General features: G+C 62.9%; 20 protein-coding genes. 13 read left to right on the forward strand and 7 right to left on the reverse strand.

Features of this window, described 5'->3' with window-relative positions; genetic code table 11:
* Positions 1 to 98: 98 nt before the first annotated feature.
* The 5 genes from DCM79_RS27195 (at position 99) to DCM79_RS27215 (ending at position 7,079) form a co-directional block, all read left to right on the forward strand.
* Positions 99 to 329: a hypothetical protein gene (locus tag DCM79_RS27195; RefSeq protein WP_257177165.1), complete on the forward strand. Its 231-nt coding sequence runs from the start codon at positions 99 to 101 to the stop codon at positions 327 to 329.
* Positions 326 to 2,023, forward strand: coding sequence for a SulP family inorganic anion transporter (locus DCM79_RS27200; protein WP_274069704.1), 1,698 nt, complete (start codon positions 326 to 328; stop codon positions 2,021 to 2,023). The genes DCM79_RS27195 and DCM79_RS27200 overlap by 4 nt, the downstream gene beginning before the upstream one ends.
* A 139-nt stretch (positions 2,024 to 2,162) precedes the next feature.
* Positions 2,163 to 4,916, forward strand: a complete 2,754-nt coding sequence (locus DCM79_RS27205) for a decarboxylase (protein WP_257177167.1) — start codon at positions 2,163 to 2,165, stop codon at positions 4,914 to 4,916.
* Positions 4,917 to 4,928: 12 nt separating this feature from the next.
* Complete coding sequence (locus tag DCM79_RS27210) at positions 4,929 to 6,629, forward strand: aspartate:alanine exchanger family transporter (RefSeq protein ID WP_257177168.1); 1,701 nt, start codon at positions 4,929 to 4,931, stop codon at positions 6,627 to 6,629.
* A gap of 24 nt (positions 6,630 to 6,653) precedes the next feature.
* A complete protein-coding gene (locus tag DCM79_RS27215) occupies positions 6,654 to 7,079 on the forward strand; it encodes a hypothetical protein (RefSeq protein WP_257177169.1) in 426 nt (141 codons plus the stop codon).
* A gap of 51 nt (positions 7,080 to 7,130) precedes the next feature.
* Here DCM79_RS27215 and ppk2 read toward each other — a convergent pair whose 3' ends face one another.
* On the reverse strand, positions 7,131 to 7,931 hold the full coding sequence (ppk2, locus tag DCM79_RS27220) for a polyphosphate kinase 2 (protein ID WP_257177170.1): 801 nt from the start codon (positions 7,929 to 7,931) through the stop codon (positions 7,131 to 7,133).
* 45 nt (positions 7,932 to 7,976) lie between these two features.
* Positions 7,977 to 8,432, reverse strand: coding sequence for a hypothetical protein (locus tag DCM79_RS27225; RefSeq protein WP_257177171.1), 456 nt, complete (start codon positions 8,430 to 8,432; stop codon positions 7,977 to 7,979).
* A gap of 151 nt (positions 8,433 to 8,583) precedes the next feature.
* Between DCM79_RS27225 and DCM79_RS27230 the strand changes: the two genes are divergently transcribed.
* The 6 genes from DCM79_RS27230 (at position 8,584) to DCM79_RS27255 (ending at position 15,427) form a co-directional block, all read left to right on the forward strand.
* Positions 8,584 to 9,042 (forward strand): hypothetical protein, encoded by a 459-nt coding sequence (locus DCM79_RS27230; RefSeq protein WP_257177172.1) that lies wholly within the window; start codon positions 8,584 to 8,586, stop codon positions 9,040 to 9,042.
* Positions 9,035 to 10,270, forward strand: a complete 1,236-nt coding sequence (locus DCM79_RS27235) for an HlyD family secretion protein (protein WP_257177173.1) — start codon at positions 9,035 to 9,037, stop codon at positions 10,268 to 10,270. The genes DCM79_RS27230 and DCM79_RS27235 overlap by 8 nt, the downstream gene beginning before the upstream one ends.
* Positions 10,271 to 10,335: 65 nt before the next feature.
* On the forward strand, positions 10,336 to 12,234 hold the full coding sequence (locus DCM79_RS27240) for a sensor histidine kinase (RefSeq protein WP_257177174.1): 1,899 nt from the start codon (positions 10,336 to 10,338) through the stop codon (positions 12,232 to 12,234).
* 103 nt (positions 12,235 to 12,337) lie between these two features.
* Positions 12,338 to 14,068 carry a DUF3300 domain-containing protein gene (locus DCM79_RS27245; RefSeq protein WP_257177175.1) on the forward strand — a complete coding sequence of 577 codons (1,731 nt, stop codon included), beginning with the start codon at positions 12,338 to 12,340 and terminating at the stop codon, positions 14,066 to 14,068.
* Entirely contained in the window at positions 14,065 to 14,979 is a 915-nt protein-coding gene (locus DCM79_RS27250) for a DUF2950 domain-containing protein (protein WP_257177176.1), read from the forward strand. Before DCM79_RS27245 ends, DCM79_RS27250 begins: the two co-directional genes overlap by 4 nt.
* Before the next feature lies 1 nt (position 14,980).
* On the forward strand, positions 14,981 to 15,427 hold the full coding sequence (locus tag DCM79_RS27255) for a hypothetical protein (protein WP_257177177.1): 447 nt from the start codon (positions 14,981 to 14,983) through the stop codon (positions 15,425 to 15,427).
* A 543-nt stretch (positions 15,428 to 15,970) separates the two neighbouring features.
* On the opposite strand, the gene DCM79_RS27260 is transcribed toward DCM79_RS27255, so the two are convergent.
* The 5 genes from DCM79_RS27260 to DCM79_RS27280 form a co-directional block, all read right to left on the reverse strand.
* Entirely contained in the window at positions 15,971 to 16,507 is a 537-nt protein-coding gene (locus DCM79_RS27260; protein ID WP_257177178.1) for a flavin reductase family protein, read from the reverse strand.
* 60 nt (positions 16,508 to 16,567) lie between these two features.
* A complete protein-coding gene (locus tag DCM79_RS27265; protein WP_257177179.1) occupies positions 16,568 to 16,996 on the reverse strand; it encodes a universal stress protein in 429 nt (142 codons plus the stop codon).
* 21 nt (positions 16,997 to 17,017) lie between these two features.
* Positions 17,018 to 17,467 (reverse strand): YbhB/YbcL family Raf kinase inhibitor-like protein, encoded by a 450-nt coding sequence (locus DCM79_RS27270; RefSeq protein ID WP_257177180.1) that lies wholly within the window; start codon positions 17,465 to 17,467, stop codon positions 17,018 to 17,020.
* 9 nt (positions 17,468 to 17,476) lie between these two features.
* Positions 17,477 to 18,088 (reverse strand): dienelactone hydrolase family protein, encoded by a 612-nt coding sequence (locus DCM79_RS27275; RefSeq protein WP_257177181.1) that lies wholly within the window; start codon positions 18,086 to 18,088, stop codon positions 17,477 to 17,479.
* 71 nt (positions 18,089 to 18,159) lie between these two features.
* Positions 18,160 to 18,588, reverse strand: a complete 429-nt coding sequence (locus DCM79_RS27280; RefSeq protein WP_257177182.1) for a DUF2267 domain-containing protein — start codon at positions 18,586 to 18,588, stop codon at positions 18,160 to 18,162.
* Between the two features lie 223 nt (positions 18,589 to 18,811).
* On the opposite strand from DCM79_RS27280, the gene DCM79_RS27285 reads away from it, so the two are divergent.
* Together DCM79_RS27285 and DCM79_RS27290 are read left to right on the forward strand one after the other, a co-directional pair.
* The gene (locus tag DCM79_RS27285; protein ID WP_257177183.1) at positions 18,812 to 19,327 is read left to right on the forward strand and encodes an HPF/RaiA family ribosome-associated protein; all 516 of its coding nucleotides are present in this window, start codon (positions 18,812 to 18,814) and stop codon (positions 19,325 to 19,327) included.
* Between the two features lie 30 nt (positions 19,328 to 19,357).
* Entirely contained in the window at positions 19,358 to 20,383 is a 1,026-nt protein-coding gene (locus DCM79_RS27290; RefSeq protein ID WP_257177184.1) for a ribose-phosphate pyrophosphokinase, read from the forward strand.
* The last annotated feature ends 11 nt before the right edge of the window (positions 20,384 to 20,394 follow it).

A 20,394-nucleotide genomic window follows, 5' to 3' on the forward strand; every position in this document is an offset into this window, starting at 1 on the left:
CAAAGCCCCTCGGAGCTTTGATTCAAGTCAAGCCTTCTCTGCGCCCGCGCGGCCTCAATGGACCAGCGCCCAGATCGGCGGCACACGATGTATCGGATATGAGCTCACAGGGCATTGCCGCGACTTCATTGCTGCGCCGCGACGAAACGATCGCCGTCGCGCCGATCCTGGCCATCGCGGTCGGCATCGTGATCGCCGCCTGGCTGCGCCGTGATGCGGGGGCGAGAGCGAGTGCCATCAGCACCTTGGCCGAGATACTGCTTCCAATGATTGCTTTGCTGATCGTGCTGGTGCGCTGCGAAGCCGCGCCCTCCGAGGCAAGCTCATGAAGCCGCTGTCTGGATCGCGGCTCGGGTGGACGCGTTTGTTTCCGCCGGTCAGCTGGCTGTCCGGATACCGGATGGCATGGCTGCCCTCCGACACGGTGGCCGGCGTCACGCTGGCCGCGTACGCCATTCCGGTGTCGCTCGCGTACGCCGCCCTTGCAGGCCTGCCGCCGCAGATCGGTGTCTACGGTTATATTCTCGGCGGCATCGGCTACGCGCTGCTCGGCTCCTCCCGCCAGCTCGCCATCGGCCCGACCTCGGCGATCTCGCTGATGATCGCGGGCACGGTCGGTTCGCTCGCCGCAGGTGATCCGGTTCGCTATGCGCAGATTGCAAGCCTTGTTGCCTGCGCGGTGGCGCTGCTGTGCCTGATCGCCTGGCTGTTCAAATTGTCGAGCCTCGTCCGCCTGGTCAGCGACAGCATCCTGGTCGGCTTCAAGGCGGGCGCCGGGCTCACCATCATCATGAGCCAATTGCCGAGCCTGTTTGGCATTCCCGGCGGCGGTCGCAATTTCTTCGATCGGGCCATCCACATCGCGCGCCAGCTTGGCGATACGAATCTGCTGGTGTTGGCGGTCGGTGCCGTTGCGCTCCTGCTGTTGCTGCTCGGCGAGCGGCGTCTCCCGGGCCGCCCGGTCGGCATCACCATCGTGGCCCTCGCGATCGTCGCGGCCACGCTGCTTGGGTTGCCCGCCATGGGGGTGCCGGTCACCGGCAAGATCCCCGAGGGATTACCGACCCTCGCCGTTCCAACCTTTGGGCTGGTTGAGCCCGAGGAGCTGTTTCCCATTGCGGCGGGTTGTCTCTTGCTGGCCTATATCGAAGGCGTGTCCGCTGCACGCAGCTTCGCTGCCAAGCACGGATATGCGCTCGACGTTCGGCAGGAATTTCTCGGCCTGGGCGCCGCCAACCTTGCCGCGGCATTCGGCCACGGCTACCCGGTCGCCGGCGGGTTGTCGCAATCGGCGGTGAACGACAATGCCGGCGCGCGTACGCCACTTGCACTGGTGATCTGCTCGGTCACCTTGGCGCTGTGTCTGTTGTTCTTCACAGGGCTGCTGACCAATCTTCCCAAGGCGGTGCTGGCCGCGATCGTCTTTGCCGCGGTGTACAGACTGGTGGACATTCCGGCGCTGTGGCGGATGTGGAAGGTCAGCCGGATCGATTTCTACGCGGCAGCCATCGCGCTGATTGCGGTGCTGCTGCTCGGAATCCTTCAAGGCGTGCTGCTCGCTGCGATCGCGTCGATCTTCCTGCTGCTGGCGCGGGCGTCGCAACCAAATATCGCCTTCCTCGGCCGGCTGCCGGGAACCGGCCGCTATTCCGACAGCGCCAGGCATGAGGGCGTGGAGCCCCTCGTCGGCGTGATCGCTTTTCGCCCCGAGGCTTCGCTGCTCTACATCAATGCCGAGACCATCCTCGCGGCCGTGCTGAAGGCGCTGGCCAGATCGGTCGATATCAGGCTGGTTGTCTGCGATCTCTCGGCATCGCCCTATATCGATCTCGCCGGCGCGCGCATGCTGCACGATCTCTATGACGAACTCGCCTCCCGTCACGTCGCGCTTTGCATCGTTGGCGCGCACGCGCAGCTGCGCGACCTTCTGCGGGCGGAAGGGCTGGCCGAGAAGACCGACAGCGCACAATGGTTGCGGACGCTCGACAGCGTGCTGGGCGGCAGCGACGCGAGGGGCGGTTAAGCGTTTTTTGCGTTGCGAGATGCACGCGCGCCGCTGAACTCGTCCAAGATCATTCAGACCGTTGACTTGGATCAATGGAGCGCAGGTCCGCAAGGCCACGATCCCGCATCACAATTGCCACTGCGATCGGGAGAGAGACATGTCCAAGGATGCCAACTCCGCAGAGAAGCGTATCGATCGATTTTTTTCCGGGCCCGGAGCCCGGGCCGATGATTGGCGCGATCTCGTGGAAGCAGCGAAGACCTGGGCGCGGGCCGGCAATCGCGCGGCCTACGATGCGGCGCTGGCCGAGCTCTCGGTCACCGAGGAATTTCATGGCTATCCCGGTCTGCACCTGATGGCGGCGTTGCGGGAAGCCGCAGCAGCCGGCGACGGGGCCACATCGTTCGCGCTTGCGACGAAGATCGCCCAGGCGCTGGCGACCCGGTCGTTCCGTCAGCATGCCAGCGACTGGAGCGCGAAGGACGAGGGCAATGGCGATGTGCCCGAACTGGTGCCGCCGTCGTTTGGCGGGCCCACGACGCGCCGGCCCTACTTCGAAACCCTCATCGTGACCGGGGTGTCGTCCAGCCAGTGGCCGGCACTCGCCGCCGAATGGCGCAAGCTGCGTCGTCCGATCGACGGCTTCATCTATGAGCCCGTCATTGTCGGCAGCCTCGAAGACGCGTTCTGCGCGACCATGCTCAACCCTGATATCGCCGCGGTCATCATCAACGAGGGTTTTGGCCTGCGGTCGCGGCACGAAGCGCCGGTGCTTCGCTCGATCATGGCGACCGCCGGTCTCAAGGATGAAGCCGACGCATCCGCGCTCCGGCTCGCCCAGATCATCAAGCGGATCCGGCCGGAGCTCGACCTCTACATGATCTCGAATCGAGACGTCGAGGAATTGGCAGGTAATCCCGAAGCCAGTGTCGTCCGCCGCATCTTCTATTCGGTGGAAGAGCTGCTGGAGCTGCATCTGTCGATCCTCGAAGGCATCCAGGACCGGTACGACACACCGTTCTTCGACAACCTCAAGAAATATGCGCAGCGTCCGATCGGGACGTTCCACGCACTGCCGATCGCCCGCGGCAAGTCGATCTTCAAGTCGGACTGGATCCGCGACATGGGCGAGTTCTACGGCCCGAACCTTTTCCTGGCCGAGAGCAGCGCCACCACGGGCGGCCTCGACAGCATGCTGGAGCCGACCGGCAACATCAAGAAGGCGCAGGAGAAGGCGGCAAGGGCACTTGGTGCCGATCGCGTCTTCTTCGTCACCAACGGCACTTCGACATCGAACAAGATGGCAGTGCAGGCGCTGCTTGCGCCCGGCGATATCGCGATCGTCGATCGCAACTGCCACAAGTCGCACCATTACGGCATGGTGCTGGCGGGTGCGCAGCCGCTCTATGTCGAAGCGTTCCCGATGACGGAATATTCGATGTACGGCGCCGTGCCGCTGAAGACGATCAAGCAGGCGCTGCTCAATGCCAAGGCCGACGGTCGGCTCGACCGCGTCAAGATGGTCGATCTCACCAACTGCACCTTCGACGGACACATCTACAACACGCGCCGCGTGATGGAGGAGTGTCTCGCCATCAAGCCGGACCTGATCTTCCTGTGGGACGAGGCCTGGTTCGGCTTCGCGCGCTTCTCGCCGTTCCTGCGTCGGCGCACCGCCATGGGCGCCGCCAATGAGATCGAGGCGTGGATGCACGATCCGAAGTCCGTGGCGGCCTATGAGAAGCAGCAGGCCGAACTCGGCAAGAACCCGTCGGACGAGATGCTGCTCAAAACCAGGCTCATCCCTGATCCGCGGCAGATCCGCCTTCGCGTCTACCAGACCAACTCGACGCACAAGTCGATGTCGGCGATCCGGCAAGGCTCCATGCTCTCGGTGAAGGACGTCGAGTTCCATACGGTCGAGCAGCAGTTCAAGGAGGCCGTGTTCACGCACGCCTCCACCAGTCCGAACCAGCAGCTCATCGCCAGCCTGGATATCTCGCGGCGGCAGATGGAGCTGGAGGGTTACGGCCTCGTGGCCAACGCGATCGAGATCGCGTTCGCGATCCGCCATGCGGTCAACAACAATCCGCTGATTTCGAAGTATTTCCGGGTGCTTGGCGCAGATGCCATGGTGCCGGCGCAGTACCGCCAGAGTGGATTTACCGATTATCTTGCGGCCGGCGTGAACTGGGCGAATACGCTGAGGAGCTTCGACGAGGACGAGTTCTGCCTCGACCCGACCCGCATGACGCTGGTGTGCGGAACGGCCGGCTACGACGGCACGCAGTTCAAGGGCATTTTGGCGAGCGAGTACAACATCCAGGTCAACAAAACCTCGCGCAACTCGGTCCTGGTCCAGTCCAACATCAACAACACCCGGAGCGACGTCGCGCATCTCATTCGCGTGCTCGCCGAGATCGCGGGCGAGATCGATCGTGGGCTGGCTCAAGGCGGCGCCAATGCGCGGAAGACCTTTGAGGCACGGGTAGCGAGCCTGATGAAGGATGTGCCCGATCTGCCGAATTTCTCGCACTTCCATCCGAGCTTCCGCGGCGATGCGGGAGCGAAGACCAACGAGGGCGACATCCGCACCGGCTTCTATGCCGCTTATGACGTGGCGGGCTGCGAGCATATCCGCCTGAACGATCCCGAGATCGACCGGCGGCTGAAAGCGGGCCCAGAGCTTGTCTCGGCAAACTTCGTCATCCCGTATCCGCCGGGCTTCCCGATCATGGTGCCGGGCCAGGTCATCACCCAGGAGACCATCGACTTCATGCGCAAGCTCGATGTGAAGGAGATCCACGGCTACGACGCCAAGGAAGGTCTCAAGCTCGTGCGCACCGAAGCCTTGGCCAAGATCGGCAGGCCCAAGCCGGCCGCGGCGCCAAAGCTCAAGGCTGCATCTTAAAGGGGATCGCACATGCAGGGCTTTTTCACATTTCTTCAGCAGTACCCGTATCTGCTGCTGTTCTTCGTCGTCGGCCTCGCCGTCTATATCGGACGGGCCAGCATCAAGGGTTATGGTCTCGGCATGGTCGCCGGCGCCATCGTGGTGGGTGCGGGCCTGTCGGTGTGGGCCTCCACCTACGGCGTGAAGCTCGAGCTGAACAATTTCGCCAAGAGCCTCTTCTACTACCTCTTCATGTACGGTGTGGGCTTGCGCGTCGGTCCCTCCTTCATCAACAGCCTGAAGGGCGACGGCCTCAAGTTCTGCATTCTCGCCGTCGTATCGAGCGTGCTTGGCCTTGCGCTGGTGGTGATCGGTGCAAAGCTGTTCGCGCTCCCCCCAGGCGCGGCGGGTGGCATGCTGGCGGGATCGCAGACCATGTCGGCCGCGATCGGCTCGGCGGAGCAGGCCGTCACATCAGGTGTCGTCAAGCTCCCTGCGGGCATGAAGCCCGAGGACGCATCCGGCATGATCGCGCTCTCGTACGGCATCACCTATATCTGGGGCACTGTCGGCATCATCCTGATCTGCAAATACCTGCCGCGCTGGTGGGGTGTCGATGCCAAGGCCGCTGCGAAGCAATATGAGCAGGAGTTCGGGGTCAAGGATCTCGAAGGCGGCGGCCTCACCGGCTATCGCCAATTCGGGCTGCGCGCATATCGGTTGGAGAACCCTGCGACCGCGGGCATGAGCATCGCCAAGTTCCGTGCGATGAATCCCGAGTATCGGATCGTCAACGTGGGGCGGAACGGCGAGCCGCAGGGTGCCGACGCCGATCTCGTGCTGCAAAAGGGCGACATCGTCGCCCTTGGCGGCTCGACCGAGCATCTCACCGACAAGATGGGCCTGATCGGTCCCGAGGTCGCCGACGCCAAGACGCTCGGCATTCCCATGGACCAAGCAGACATCCTCGTCACCAACAAGGACATGGTGGGACGCACGTTCGAGTCCTTCCGTGACACCGCGATCGCCGGCCAGTTGCAGGTGACCAAGGTCGAGCGCGGCGGCGTGCAGATCCCGGCCGGTCTGAAGACCAAGCTGGAGCGGATGGACATCGTCTCGGTGGTCGGCTTGAAGTCCGCTGTCAACGAGCTCGGCGAGATGTGGGGCCGCATTGCGCGGACCAACACGTCGACCGACCTGCTGACCCTTTCGGTCGGCATGATCATCGGCTTCCTGATCGGCATGGTGGAATTCCCGGCGTTCGGCGCCAAGGTCGGCCTCGGCAACGCGGGCGGTCTGTTGCTGTCGGGCGTGATCGTCTCCTCCATCGTGTCGCGGCTGCGTTTCTTCGGCAATACGCCGAACGCTGCGCGCAACGTGCTGGAGGATCTCGGTCTCGTGGTGTTCGTCGCCATCGTCGGTGTCAATGCCGGTGCCGGTCTCCTTGCTCAGCTCACCGGTGCGGTTGCGCTGAAGATCTTCATCGTCGGCTTCATCGCTTGCACGATCCCGCCCTTCATCGTTTGGGCGATCGGGTTCCACGTGTTCAAGATCAATCCGGCCGTGTTGATGGGCGGCGTGGCCGGTGCCCGTTCGCACTCCGGTCCTTGCCGGGAGGCTGCGGTTGAGATCCAGAGCTCCGTGCCCTGGATCGGTTTCCCGGTCGGCTATGCCGTCTCGGGGATTCTGCTCACCGTGTTCGGCTACTTCGCAATGCTTCTGGCTCAATAGCGAGCCAAACTCAGGGGAAAGTAAATGAAGAAACTCGTAGCTGTTGCTGCTCTGGTTCTCGGTGTCGCCGGCTTCAGCGCGCCCTCGCGCGCCGAAACCGGCAGCGTCACCGTGATCTTCACCAAGGGCGGCTTCATCGTCGGCGTCGGAGGCGGCGAGGGCGTGCTGCGCCTGCGCGGCAAGAACTATCCGTTCACCGTATCCGGTATGAGCGTCGGTTTGACCGTGGGGGCCTCGACCACCAAGTTCGTCGGGCGTGCCTTGAACTTGCGCGGCCCGGCTTCGATCGAGGGGTCATACGCGGTGGGCGGGGCCGGGGGCGCCGTTGCGGCTGGTGCTGGTGCGGTTCAACTGCAGAACGCCAATGGCGTGATCCTGCAGCTCAGCGGGCCGAAAGTGGGCGCCGAGGTATCGGCCGCCGTCGGCGGGGTCACGATCCGGCTGAAATAGACGTGAAGGCAAAAAATAGGCCGCGTACCGCGCGGCCTATTTCGATCTCGTTTAGTAGCGCTCCTGCACGAACTTCATCCCCCGCAGGCTCGTCTGGTCATTGTAGCGTCCCTTGTCGGAGCGCGGCGGCAGCTTGACCTTGTCCTTCTTGATCCGCTTGTGCGGGATCGAGTCCAGCAGATGCGCGATACAATTCAGCCGCGCCCGCCGCTTGTCATCGGACCTGACGATCGTCCATGGCGCATGCTTGGAGCTCGTTGCCTCGAACATCAGATCGCGAGCCCTCGAATAATCGTACCAGCGCCGATAGGACTCGGTGTCCATCGGGCTCAGTTTCCACTGTCGCAACGGATCGTCGATCCTGGCGCGGAACCGTCGCTCCTGCTCGTCCATCCCGACCTCGAGCCAGATCTTGATCAGGATGATCCCGCTCTCGACGAGATGCTTCTCCATCTGGGGACACAGGGTGAGGAACCGCTTGTGGTCCTCAGGTGAGCAGAAGCCCATGACATATTCCACGCCGGCGCGGTTGTACCAACTCCGGTCGAAGATCACGACTTCGCCGCCTGCAGGGAAATGCTGCATGTAACGCTGGATGTAGAGCTGCGACTTCTCACGGTCGGAGGGCGCGGGCAGGGCGACCACGCGGAACACGCGGGGGCTGACCTTTTCGGTGATCGCCTTGATCGTGCCGCCCTTGCCCGCGGCATCACGGCCTTCGAAGAACACGACGACGCGGAGCTTCTTCTCCTTCACCCAGTCCTGGAGATGGCAGAGCTGGACCTGAAGCTTCTCCAGCTCCTTTTCGTAAGTCTTGCGCTTCATCCGCGCGCCGTCTTCGTCCTTCGCCATGCCCTGCCTTTCGCTATGCCCAATCAAGTCCGGCAAAAGGAATGATCAATCGCCCCAGGAAATCGTGACGCCGATGTCGCCGGGCATGCCGCCGGGGAAGTCGATGATCTGGTAACTGATGCGATAGCCGCGCGGCTTCAGATAGTCGGTCCAGAGCTGGAAGATCTCCTTGGGGATACCGGTCAGCGTCTTCTCCCAGCCCGCTTCCTGCTGGTTGATGGCGCGGCCCTTGTCGGTGCATAGCGTGTTGGGAAAGCGATACACCTGCACCTCGGTCAGACCGTTTCGCACTGCACGCTGGATGATGGTGGCGGCAAGCTGGATCTTCTCTTCCTCGGTTTTGCCCGACGGTTTGCTCAGCCGCTCGATCAAGGCGCGCTTCTCGTCCTCCGCCGCAGCGGCGAGCCGGGCATATTCCTCCGCCTTTTCGGCCTCCTTCAGGGCGGCTTCCTTGCGGATTTGCATGGCATTGGGGATCAGGGCGTCGAGATTGGCGGACATTGCCGATGTCTCCTGCTGCTCGGTTTTCACTGCTTGAGCAAGGCTAGGTCGGACGGACTCAATTCTGTTGATTCATATCAAGCAAAGCGGAGCCGCGATCCCCAATCTGCTATAAGGACCGCAGCAGCGTGTCCCTGATCTGGAGAGCAAGTTGAGCGAACAGCTTCATCCGATGGCACCACACCATCTGCCCTTCTACATCATCGCGCCAGGGCAAACCGACGTGTTGATGATCGTGACGGGCATCATCCTGATCGGGGCCGTTTTCGGGGTAGGGCTGTTGTACTGGCATTTGCACAGCCTGCCCGAGCGCATGGCGCACAAGACCCAGAAGCTGCAGTTCGAGATCGTCGCCGTGCTGGGACTTCTCGCGCTGTTCACACACGAGCATCTGTACTGGATCGCGGCCCTGGTGCTCGCCCTGATCGAGCTGCCGGACTTCGGAACGCCGCTGCGCAGCATCGCGGGGTCGGTGGAGAGGATCGCAGATAGCACGTCACAAGTTGGTGCGAGCGAGGCGCCTCAGCCGGACACCGCAGCCGCTCCGGCAACGGTCAGCCAGGAGGATCAGATCGTGGATACCGAGCAGAAGGTGCGCAGTCATGCTTGAGCTCATCATCTGCTCGCTCCTGACCATTCTTCCTGACTACCTCTATCGGCGCTTCGTCCAAGGCAAGCGGTTCGGTAAGGAGATCACGCTCTTCTCCGTTTGGTACGAGCTGCGCTGGGGCATCACCGGCTGCCTGATGCTGACCGTGGCGCTGATCACCAGCGTATTCTTTTTCCATCCGGCGACGTCCAACGCGGCATTGCTGTTCCGGACCGTCCCGATCCTGCCCGAGGGATCGGGCCGTGTCGCCGAGGTCAACGTCGGCTACAGCCAGGTCGTGAAGAAGGGCGAGGTCCTTTTCAGGCTCGACAATTCGAAGCAGACGGCCGCGCTCGAGACGGCCAGGCGCAAGGTCGCCGAGATCGATGCTTCCATGGCGTCCGCGAGGTCCGATGTCGTCAAGGCCGAGGCGCAGATCCAGGAAGCCCGGGCCAGCTATCAGCAGGCCAAGGACGAGCTCGAAGTCAAGACGGAGTTGCAGCGTCGCAATCCCGGCATCGTGCCGCAGCGCGACATCGAGAAGCTTCAGGTCGTGGTCGACCAGCGTCAGGCCGGCATAGACGCAGCCGCCGCTGCGAAGGAATCGGCAGCCTTGCAGGTGTCGACGCTGTTGCCGGCGCAAAAGGCCAGCGCGGAAGCCTCGCTCGCGGAGGCGCAGGTCGATCTGGACAAGACCTTCGTCCGTGCCGGCGTCGACGGACGTGTCGAGCAGTTTCTCGTTCGCACCGGCGACGTCGTCAATCAGCTGATGCGGCCCGCCGGAATTTTGATTCCGGAAGGCGCCGGCCGGGAGCGGTTGCAGGCCGGATTCGGCCAGATTGAAGCAGGCGTGATGAAGGAAGGCATGGTCGCGGAGGCAACCTGCATCTCCAGGCCATGGGCTGTCATCCCCCTGGTCGTGACTGCGGTCCAGGACTACATCGCAGCCGGCCAGTTTCGCACCGGCGAACAGCTCATCGAGGCTCAGAACCTCGCCAAGCCGGGTACGATCCTGGTATTCCTCGAACCGCTTTACAAGGGCGGCCTCGACGGCGTGACCGCCGGCAGCACCTGCATCGTGAACGCGTACACCAGCAATCACGACGAGATCGTCGACCCCAAGACGTCGACCGGCAGGCGGATCGCTCTCCATGCCATCGACGCGATCGGATTCGTCCATGCGCTACTACTGCGGATCCAGGCGCTGCTGCTGCCGTTCAAGACCCTGATCTTCAGCGGCGGACACTAGAGCGATGGACAGGGTATTGAATCTGCCCGTCCGCAGAGAAATTGCTCTATGATTACTCGATGAGAATGGCCCATCAGCATCCGCGTTGGCCGGATCTCACGCGCTTGGAATTATCCCGCGTGCAGCGACGTGCGTGGGCTGGCGCGATTGTCTTGTTGGTCTCCTGCCTCGCCTTTGGTTCAGCTTGTCTCGCGGACAATGCGAAGAAGATCGTCATCCTTCATTCATTCGGGCGCGATTTCAGGCCATGGGGGCAATATGCGAAGACAATTCGCGAGCAATTGGGCCGGCTATCTCCGTGGCAGCTGGACATTCAAGATCATTCCCTGGTTTCAGCGCGGTCGAGCAGTGAAAATCCCGAGCCCGCTTTCATCGCGTATTTGAAGGAGTTGAACACCGTCCGTCCCCCTGATCTGATTATTTCCATCGGGGCTCCGGCAGCAAATTTCGTCCAGCGAAACCGCAAGGCGTTGTTCCATGACATACCGATGGTGCTGACGGCCGTCGAACGTCGACGCGTGGATTTCGCGAGCTTATCCTCTGAAGACACGGTTGTTGCCGTCGCACACGACTTCCGGCGATCTTTCGAGACGATCGTCGAGCTCCTGCCCGCAACGAAAAGAATCGTCGTGATAAATGGTGCGTCACCAAACGAAAGGGTTTGGCGCGCCGAAATCCAGAAGGATGCAGATCTATTCAGCGGCAGGCTTGAGTTCATCTGGTATGACGGACTGGCGTTTGACGCAATTCTAAAGAATTGCGCATCGCTGCCGCCCGATACGGCGATCTTCTGGCATCTCATGAACATCGATGCGGCGGGTGTCGCTTACGAAGGCGACCGGGCGCTTCAGGCACTCTATCGGGTGGCAAATGCTCCGATCTTTTCCTACGACGATGGCTTCTTTGGAGAGGAGATCGTCGGCGGTCCCATGTACTCGGTCGAGGAGATCAGCCGGCTGACTGCGGCCGTTGCCGTGCGGATCCTTGGGGGCGAGAAGCCTGCCGATGTGAGGCCCCCCGCTGTCAGATACGCTGCGCCAAAGTTCGACTGGCGCGAACTGCAACGCTGGGACATCAGCGAGCAGAATCTGCCTGCAGGCAGCCAAATCATGTTTCGGCAGCCGGCGCTCTGGGAAGCTTATCGCTGGCAGCTTGCCACGGTCGCGGCGATTATCCTGATCCAGGCCGGCCTCATCAGCGGCTTGCTGCATGAGCGGCGCCGCCGGCGGCTGGCGGAGGTCGAATCGCGGCAGCGCCTTGCCGAACTCGCCCACCTCAACCGCTACTCGGCGGTCGGCGAGCTCACGGCGTCGATCGCCCATGAGCTGAACCAACCGCTCGGCTCCATTCTGACCAACGCGGAAACGGCGGAGCTGATGTTGAGACGCGGCTCGCCCGATCTTGTCGAGATCGGCGAAATCCTCGCCGATATCAGGCGCGACGACCAGCGCGCCAGCGAAGTGATCCGTCGCTTGCGCAGCATGCTGAGGAAAGCGCCGTTCGAGCTCAGGGATATCGAGCTGAGCCAGGCCGTGCGAGAGGTGATGGGGTTTGTCCGTGACCTTGCAGCAGGGCGCAATATCGAGCTGAGCTTTTATTCGCCGACCGACACTGAACTGCACGTCAAGGGCGATCCCATTCAGCTGCAGCAGGTGGTGCTCAATCTCATCCTCAATGCGCTGGATGCCATTTCAGAGGTTCAGACAGGCAAGCGCGAGGTCAGTGTGATCATGGCCCGCGTCGGCAACTTTGCGGAAATTCGCGTTGGCGACACGGGACCAGGTATCGCGGTTGCCGATCTCAAGAGTATTTTTGATCCGTTCTTCAGCACCAAGCCGGAGGGCATGGGCATGGGACTGGCGATCGTCCGCACGATCGTCGAGGCCCACCACGGCACGATTTCCGCGGAGAACCAGCCGTTCGGCGGGGCGCTGTTCACGGTTCGGCTTCCGCTCGCGAGCTAGGATCCCGCGTTGCAGCAGACAACACGCGCGTTTCGTTGATTTTTGTCAATGAACGTCGCGCTCTCGATCTCATGGTCTCGGCTGGATTGAAAGGGAGGATGCGATGATCCGCTGCGGCAAGACGTTGATGGCGCTTGCGCTGTTGCTGGGCACGCCGGTTTGCGTGTCCGCCCAGACGACCGACAAGCCGGTCGCGGCCGCCCCCCAGGCGCAGCCGGCGAATCCTGCCGCGCCGACGGCCGAGCTTCTGAAGCCCGAACAGCTGGAGGCTCTGGTCGCGTCGATCGCGCTCTATCCGGACGAGCTGCTCGCCAACGTGCTGGCCGCCTCGACCTATCCGCTGGAGATCGTGCAGGCCGACCGCTGGCTGAAGGAGCGCAAGACTCTCAAAGGCGATGCGCTGAAGACGGAGGTGGACAAGCAGGGCTGGGACGACAGCGTCAAGGCACTGGCCAGCACCGCCGATGTCCTGACCATGATGAGCGATCAGCTCGACTGGACCAAGAAGCTCGGCGATGCCTTTCTGGCGCAGCAGCCCGACGTGATGGACGCGATCCAGCGCCTTCGCACGAAGGCTTACGACAACAAGAAGCTGGTGACCACCAAGCAGCAGAAGGTCAGCGTCCAGTCTCAGGAAGGCAAGCAGGTCGTCGTGATCCAGCAGGCAGATCCTGCAGCGATGTACGTGCCGTATTACGATCCGGCCACTGTCTATGGCAGCTGGCCCTATGCGGAGTACCCGCCATACTACTGGGGCTACCCATCCTATATCGGTGCAGGAGTGGTCGCGGCCGGCATCGCGTTCGGCACGGCTTGGGCGGTCGGACGCTGGGGCAATTACTGGGGCGGGGGCTGCAACTGGGGCAACCGTAACGTCTACGTCAATCATCGCACCACTAATATTGGCAATGGCTGGCAGCATAATCCAGCGCATCGGCAAGGGGTGCGCTACAGCAACACCAATGTTCAACAGCGCTTCGGCAACAACAACTTGAAGGCTGGCGCATCGGACCGGATGGACTTCCGCGGTCGTGACGGCAGCCAGGTGCTGCGTCCTGATCAAGGTGCGGGAGACCGGGCGGGGGATCGCGCAGGCGACCGCGCTGGCGATCGCGCTGGCGATCGGGCAGGTGATCGCGGCGGAGCTGGAGACCGCGCTGGCGACCGGGCCGGAGATCGAGCGGGTGACCGGGCCGGCGATCGGGGCGATCGTGCGGGTGCTGCCGATCGCGCCAAGGGCGGTGCCAAAGGTGGTGCAAAGGATGGTGCAAAGGGCGGTGGTGACCGAGCCAAGGCAGCTGCCAAGGGCGGCGGTGATCGCGCCAAGGCCGCGAACCGCGGTGGCGGCAGTGCAGCCAACCGTAGCGCGGGCGGCAATCGCGGTGGCGCGATGAATGTTTCGTCAGGTCGCTCCGCGGCCGCAGCATCGGCGCGCGGCCGATCCAGCATGGCGAGCATGCCGCGCGGCGGTGGCGGCGGTCCGAGCATTGCCGGCCGAGGTGGTGGAGGCGGAATGGCGATGCGCGGCGGTGGCGGCGGCTTCCGCGGCGGGGGCGGTGGCGGTCGGCGCTCGGATATCGCGCTGAAGCACGACATCGTCCTGCTCGGCCACCTCGCCAACGGGCTCGGCTACTATCGCTTCAGCTATATCGGCAGCGACAAGGCCTATGTCGGCGTGATGGCGCAGGAGGTCGAGCAGGTGATGCCCGACGCAGTGGCGCGCGGCAGCGACGGCTATCTACGCGTCTATTATGAGAAGCTTGGCCTGACATTCGGCACTTACCGGGATTGGCTCGCCGGCGGCGCGAAGCTCCCTGCGGAGGTGATGCCATGATCAGTCTGAAATCGCTTCGGCGCGCGGTGTTGCCGGGCATGCTCATGCTTGCGCTGCTTGGCTCGAGGGCGGAGGCCCAGCAATCCTACAAGACGCCGGAGGACGCGGCCGCAGCACTTGCCGCCGCGGTCAAGAGCGGGCCTCGCGATATCCTGAAAGTGCTCGGCAGGGCAGCCGAGGATATCGTCTTCTCCGGCGACGAGATCGCCGACAACGATATCCGCCAACGTTTCACCTCGATATACGACACCAAGCACGGCATCAAGGCTGAGGGCAACAAGAGCGCGACACTCATCTTGGGACCCGACGATTTTCCGTTCCCGATCCCGCTCGTCAACACCAAGGCTGGTTGGGAATTCGATACCGACGAGGGACGCATCGAGGTGCTTCGCCGTCGCATTGGACGTAACGAGCTCGACGCAATCCAGACCGCGCTCGCGTTCGTCGACGCGCAGAACGAATATGCAGACAAGGACCGCGGCGAGGGGGTCGGCGTCTATGCACAGCGCATCGTCTCCTCGCCCGGCAAGAAAGATGGCTTGTTCTGGCGCGACGACAGCGACCCGAGCCCGCTCGGAGCACTGGCCGCGCAGGCCTCGAGGGAGGGCTACAAAGCCGGCGAGGGTATGACGCCCTATCACGGCTATTACTTCCGCATTCTCAAGGCGCAGGGACCAGATGCCCCCGGCGGCGCCATGAACTACGTTGTCAAAGGCAAGATGATCGGCGGCTTCGCGCTGATTGCCTGGCCGGCCGAGTACGGCAATTCCGGCGTGATGACCTTCCTGGTCAACCATGCCGGCGTGGTCTACCAGAAGGATCTCGGCACACGCACCGACTTCGTGGCCAAGCGCCTCACGCTGTTTGATCCCGACCAGACCTGGAAGAAGGTCGATGCCGCGAAGCCGTGAGATGACCGGCGCCATGCTGCGCTTGATCGGCCGCCTTGTCGCGATCGTGCTGCTCGCTGTCACGGTTCCGGCCGCTCCCTCGCTTGCCCAAGCCGCCGGCCATGTCCGGGTCAAGATCGTGAAGGCGGGCCTGCTGGTGGGCGGTGGTGCAGGCACCGGCGTATTGAGCTATCGCGGCCGCAGCTATCCCTTTCGCGTCACCGGCATAAGCCTCGGCATCACCGCCGGCGCCACGGCCGGCCGGCTGGAAGGCTGGGCCTCCGGCATCAGAGACGTCCGCGACTTCGCGGGCACCTATAGTTCGGTTGGCGGTGGTGGCGCTCTCGTTGGCGGCGTGGGTGGTGTCCACCTGCGAAACGACAATGGCGTCGTGATGATCTTGCAAGGCCCCAAGGCGGGGTTGGAGATGGCCGCCAACCTCAGTGCGATTGTGATTTCGCTGAAGTGAGCGACCGTCTACTGGCTGAGTGATCGCGCTTGCTCCGTGCCGCCGAGCGCCGCTTCCGTAGAGTTGCAGCGAAAGGCTGCTTTCGATCCGCTTGGTGCCGGCCGGCAGCCTGCGCTGCGCGTCGAACCCTTCATCGCCAAACGGTTCCTCGATGCTGAACTCGGCCGCCGCAGACAGGGAAAATGAGACAATAGATCAGCCCCGACGAGACGTCTCCGTGCGTTGATTTACGTCAACGCGCGGGGCTTCGCGGTTATGGACTGATGTGTCTCTCTGGGGCGCTTCGGGAGAACAAGATGCGAAAATATGCCATGTTTGCCGCCGTCGCGGCGATCGTAGCGGTCGGTGCGCTGGCACCAACGAGCGCGGAGGCGGGCTGCTATCGTCTGGGCGAGACCGGATACCATTGGTATCGGTCCTGCTGGGGCCCGCACTGGATCTATCCTCACCGTCGCGTCTGCCGGCGCGGTCATTGCTGGTATCGCTGAAACATCGCTCCCGCAGCATGAGTGGGTCGGGCGATCGGTCTCGTGGGTCGCACGATTATCTCATCTTTGACCTCGTCTTGATCGTCGCGCCGTCGACCGTGAAGGAGCCATATCCGCGGTGATGAAGCGTCTTGGCGTTCTTCCGGGCAGGGTCGATCCATGCGCGCAGGACCTCGAGAACGAACAGATTGTAGCGCGGGACCATGCTCGTGTCCGTCACGCGACATTCGAGATTGCAGAAGCATTCCTTGATCAAGGGCGCGCCGACCAGGGTCGCCGGGAGTGCAGTGAGTCCGAAGCGCTTGAACTTGTCGCGGTTGCGGCCCGAGCAATTGCCTATCCTGGCGACCGTGTCAGCCAGGTTGCGCGGCGGAACCGCGATCACGGCTTCTCCAGTTGCGCGGAGAGCGGCGAAGCTGAAATTGGCTTCGCTGACGATGCAAGCAATGAGCGGCGGTTCGAACTCCACCATCATGTGCCAGGACATGGTCATGACGTTGGGATGCCCGCGGCTGGCCGTTATCAGCAGAACGACAGGGCCCGGCTCGATCAGCTGGTAGACCTTTGAAAGCGCGCGTTGGCGAAAGACCATTCGACCACGACCGTTCGATGGGGCTCGGAACCCTTGCGCGGTTCTGCGACGGATGCCGCTCTAGGGGACAACAACCACGGCGCAGGGAGCGAGACTGACGAGCTTTTGGGAAACGCTGCCGAGCAACAGGCCGGTCAATTGGCCGCGTCCGCGCCGACCCACGACGATCATCGTGCTCGACGTCTGTGCCGCCAGATCGATCAGGGATTGGGTGACGTCACCCCAACACGTCCGAACCTCAATCCGGGGCGGGCCGATTTCGCACGCACGAGCCTCCGCGGCCTTGAGGGTCTGCCCCGTCAAGGCCTCCAAGAGGTCACCGGCGGTGGCTCCGTTGTGCGGAAGTCGCCGAGCCTCTTCTTCCAAAAGCCGATCAGCAACTGTTACGATTAGAAGATTGCATGCCAACGCCTTGGCAAGTTTCGCCGCCACATCGATCGCGCGGCGCGCGCCGTCCGATCCGTCCGTCGCCACCATGATGTTCGTCATGAGCAGGATCCCGCGGCGTTGTTATCTGTGATACGTGCCGGTGAGAGTGGCTTCGGCAAGGGCGAGCTTGCGCGCCTCGCGTTCGACGTCGACGCATGATGCATTCGCCGGGACACGAAGATGGTCCGTGGAGAGGGCAAGGAGCCGAAAGCGATAATGGTGGACGCCGTGGCCGGGCGGCGGACATGGCCCGCCATAGCCAACCTTCCGGAAATCGTTGGTGGCCTGCTTCAGCCTCGTGTTCTGAGCTGCGTTGTCCACGAGGCCGCTTTGGTCAGGCGAAATACCGTAGACCGCCCAATGGTGCCAAGTGCCGGCGGGCGCGTCGGGATCATCGCAGAGCAGCACGAAACTGCGGGTTCCCTCGGGCGCATCGGACCATTGCAGGGGCGGGGACAGGTTTTCGCCGTCGCAGGTGAAGCGCCGCGGAATAGCCGATCGGTCGGCGAAGGCGCTGGACCGGAGCTGCATGGCTTTCTCCTAGCTCGCGGCACGGACTGACGTCGGCGCCTGCAGATATCGCTCAAACCATCGGCTGGCATGCTCGATGACGGCGTCCATGGCGCCCGGCTCGGGAAACAGATGCGTTGCACCGGGAATGATTTCCAGCGCCGTCAGCCCGCCAAGCCAGCTGCGCGCCTCCTCATTGAGCTCGATCACGCCAACATCGGCGCCGCCGACGATCAACAGGGTCGGCGCGCGGACGTGGGGCAGGGCTTCGCCGGCCAAATCCGGACGTCCGCCACGTGAGACCACTGCGGCAATTCGGTCAGGCAATTGAGCCGCCGCGATGAGGGCGGCCGCCGCGCCGGTACTGGCGCCGAACAATCCGATGGGGAGGCAGGCAACCGCAGGTTTAAGGCCTTGAAGCCAGTCGACGGCCGCGACCAGCCGTTTTCCAAGCATTCCGACATTGAAGACGTTGGCGCGGTCATGCTCCTCCTGCGGCGTGAGAAGATCAAACAGCAGCGTCGCGAAGCGGCGTGCGTTCAGCTCCTGCGCGACCGCGATATTCCGGACGCTGAATCGGCTCGAACCGCTGCCATGGGCAAACGCAACCAGGCCACGGGGATTGTCCGGCAGCGTCAGCATTCCCGCCAGTCCTAGCGGCGGAATGATGACCTCGAGCGATTGATCACGTTTCACGAACCGCCTCCGTCTGGTCAGCCCTGGAGGTTTCTGAGCGGCGCCGGAAGATGGGACATCAACTTCTCGAATTCGCCGGGATCGAGCTTTTCCCACAGTACTTCGTAAACGGCGCGGGCTGCGGCGAGCGCACTCACTGGGAACTGCGGCGGAAGCTCCCTGGCGACATGTGCCTCAAACTCCTCGATATGCCGTTCCCTTGTCGGCGTTGCCGCCATATGCCAGCCTTCGTAGTAGAAGCCGCGCACCACGATCGGCAGCTGCGCCCCGAGCTTGACGGCGACCTCCGGCGGCATGCGATCACGCAACGCATGCAGGACGGCACGCAATGCATTGTAGGCTTGATGACGGTTCTCCAGGGCCAGCTGCTCGTCGATGGCCTTGAGCCAAACGTTCGTTTCCTGGACCGAATGATCCAACGCAGTCACACCCGTGGACGTGCTCATGATGTTGCTCCCGGATCAGAGGCAGAGCGTAAATTATTCACAGGCTCGGGCCGGGCTGCTTTGACGTGCCGCAAAGTTCCCACGGTGAATCGCCGGTTGGATCGGTTGATCTCGCGCAAAGCCATGGGCGCGCCGTGTGCTCAGATCGACCGCCTGATAGGGAGGAGCGAACCATGCAAACCCCCGCTCAAATCGAATTCGAACATCTGACCCCTTCCCCGGAGTGCAGGCTGCGATTGAGGGGCACATCGCCGAGCTGGAAAGGCGCTACGGTCGAGCCACCGCGGGCCGCATCATCGTGAGAGGCCCCGGTGATCGTCACAAGACGGGTGGTCAATACCAGGTCAGCATCCGCCTGGCCCTTCCCGAAGGGCGCGAAGTCAATGTCGGACGGACGCCCAAGGAGGATGAAAGGTACGCCGATCTGACCTTTGCGGTGGACGATGCCTTCAAGCGCGCGCGCCGGCAGCTGCAGGACCAAGTGCGCGAGATGCAAGGCCAGACCAAGCTCCATAAAGGAGAGCCGCTCGGCACAATCGTGCGTATCGACCCAAGTGGCGAGTTCGGCTTCCTGGAAGGGACCGATGGCCAGGAGATCTATTTCAACTGCAACAGTGTCGTGGAAGGTCGCGCGCACATCGCCGTCGGATCGCAAGTCAGCTTTGTTGAGGAGCCCGGAGAGAAAGGGCCACAGGCCAGCACGGTCAAGGTTCTGGGCAAGCACAGCTTGCGGGCGTAGGTGCTCCATCATTGAATTGCGGAGTGCACGATGGATAGTAGCTGGATGCCGCGCACCGCATTGGCGCGGAGCGATCGGTTAAGCCTGTTCGCCCTTAGCGGAAGCACCGCGCTGGGCGAGCGCATCGCGACGTCGTTGGGCTGCTCGCTGGCTGCTCACGAAGAGCGCAGCTTTGAAGACGGCGAACACAAAGTCCGTCCGCTCGATACGGTGGCCGGCCGCGACATCTACGTCGTTCACAGTCTTCACGGTGGGCCCGTCGAGAGCCCGAATGACAAGCTTTGCCGCCTGCTGTTCTTGATCGGCGCACTGAAAGACGCGGGTGCTACAAGCGTGACCGCGGTCACGCCATATCTGTGCTATGCGCGAAAGGACCGCCGAACCAAGGAAAATGATCCCGTGACCATCCGCTATCTGGCGTCTCTGTTCGAGGCCGTCGGTACGGACAGGGTCGTGACGCTGGACGTGCACAACGAAGCTGCTTACGAGAACGCCTTTCGCTGTCCTTCCGTTGCACTCACGACGGCGCTGCTGCTGATCGACAAGATCAGGTCGATCGCGGGCGACAGGCCAATCAGCGTCGTGTCGCCGGATCTGGGCGGTGGAAAGCGAGCCGATCTGCTGCGCGAAGCTCTTGAGAAGACGTTGCAGAGGCCGATCGGAAAGGCCTTCGTCGAGAAGCATCGTAGCTCGGGCCGGGTGTCCGGCGACCTGTTTGCCGGTGATGTGACTGATGCATTCTGCGTCGTGGTCGACGACCTGATCAGCAGCGGCGGAACCCTGGTCCGTGCGGCAAAGGCGGCGCGGGCGCACGGCGCAAGAAATGTCATTGCCTGCGTTGCCCACGGCCTTTTCATGCCAGGGGCCGAGACCGCACTTGCGGATCCGTCGATTGATCGCATCATCGCCACAGACACCGTTCCGCCCTTCAGGCTTCCTGCGGGGCCCGTGCTTGCCAAGCTCGAGGTGATCTCGGCGGCTCCGCTGCTGGCCGAAGCCATCAGACGGCTGCATCAGAACGAATCCCTGGCTGATCTCTTGATGTATCAGGCTTGACGGAGCCTGAC

Origin of the sequence: Bradyrhizobium sp. WBOS07 (assembly GCF_024585165.1) — a bacterium.
GTDB classification, from domain to species: Bacteria; Pseudomonadota; Alphaproteobacteria; order Rhizobiales; family Xanthobacteraceae; genus Bradyrhizobium; species Bradyrhizobium japonicum_B.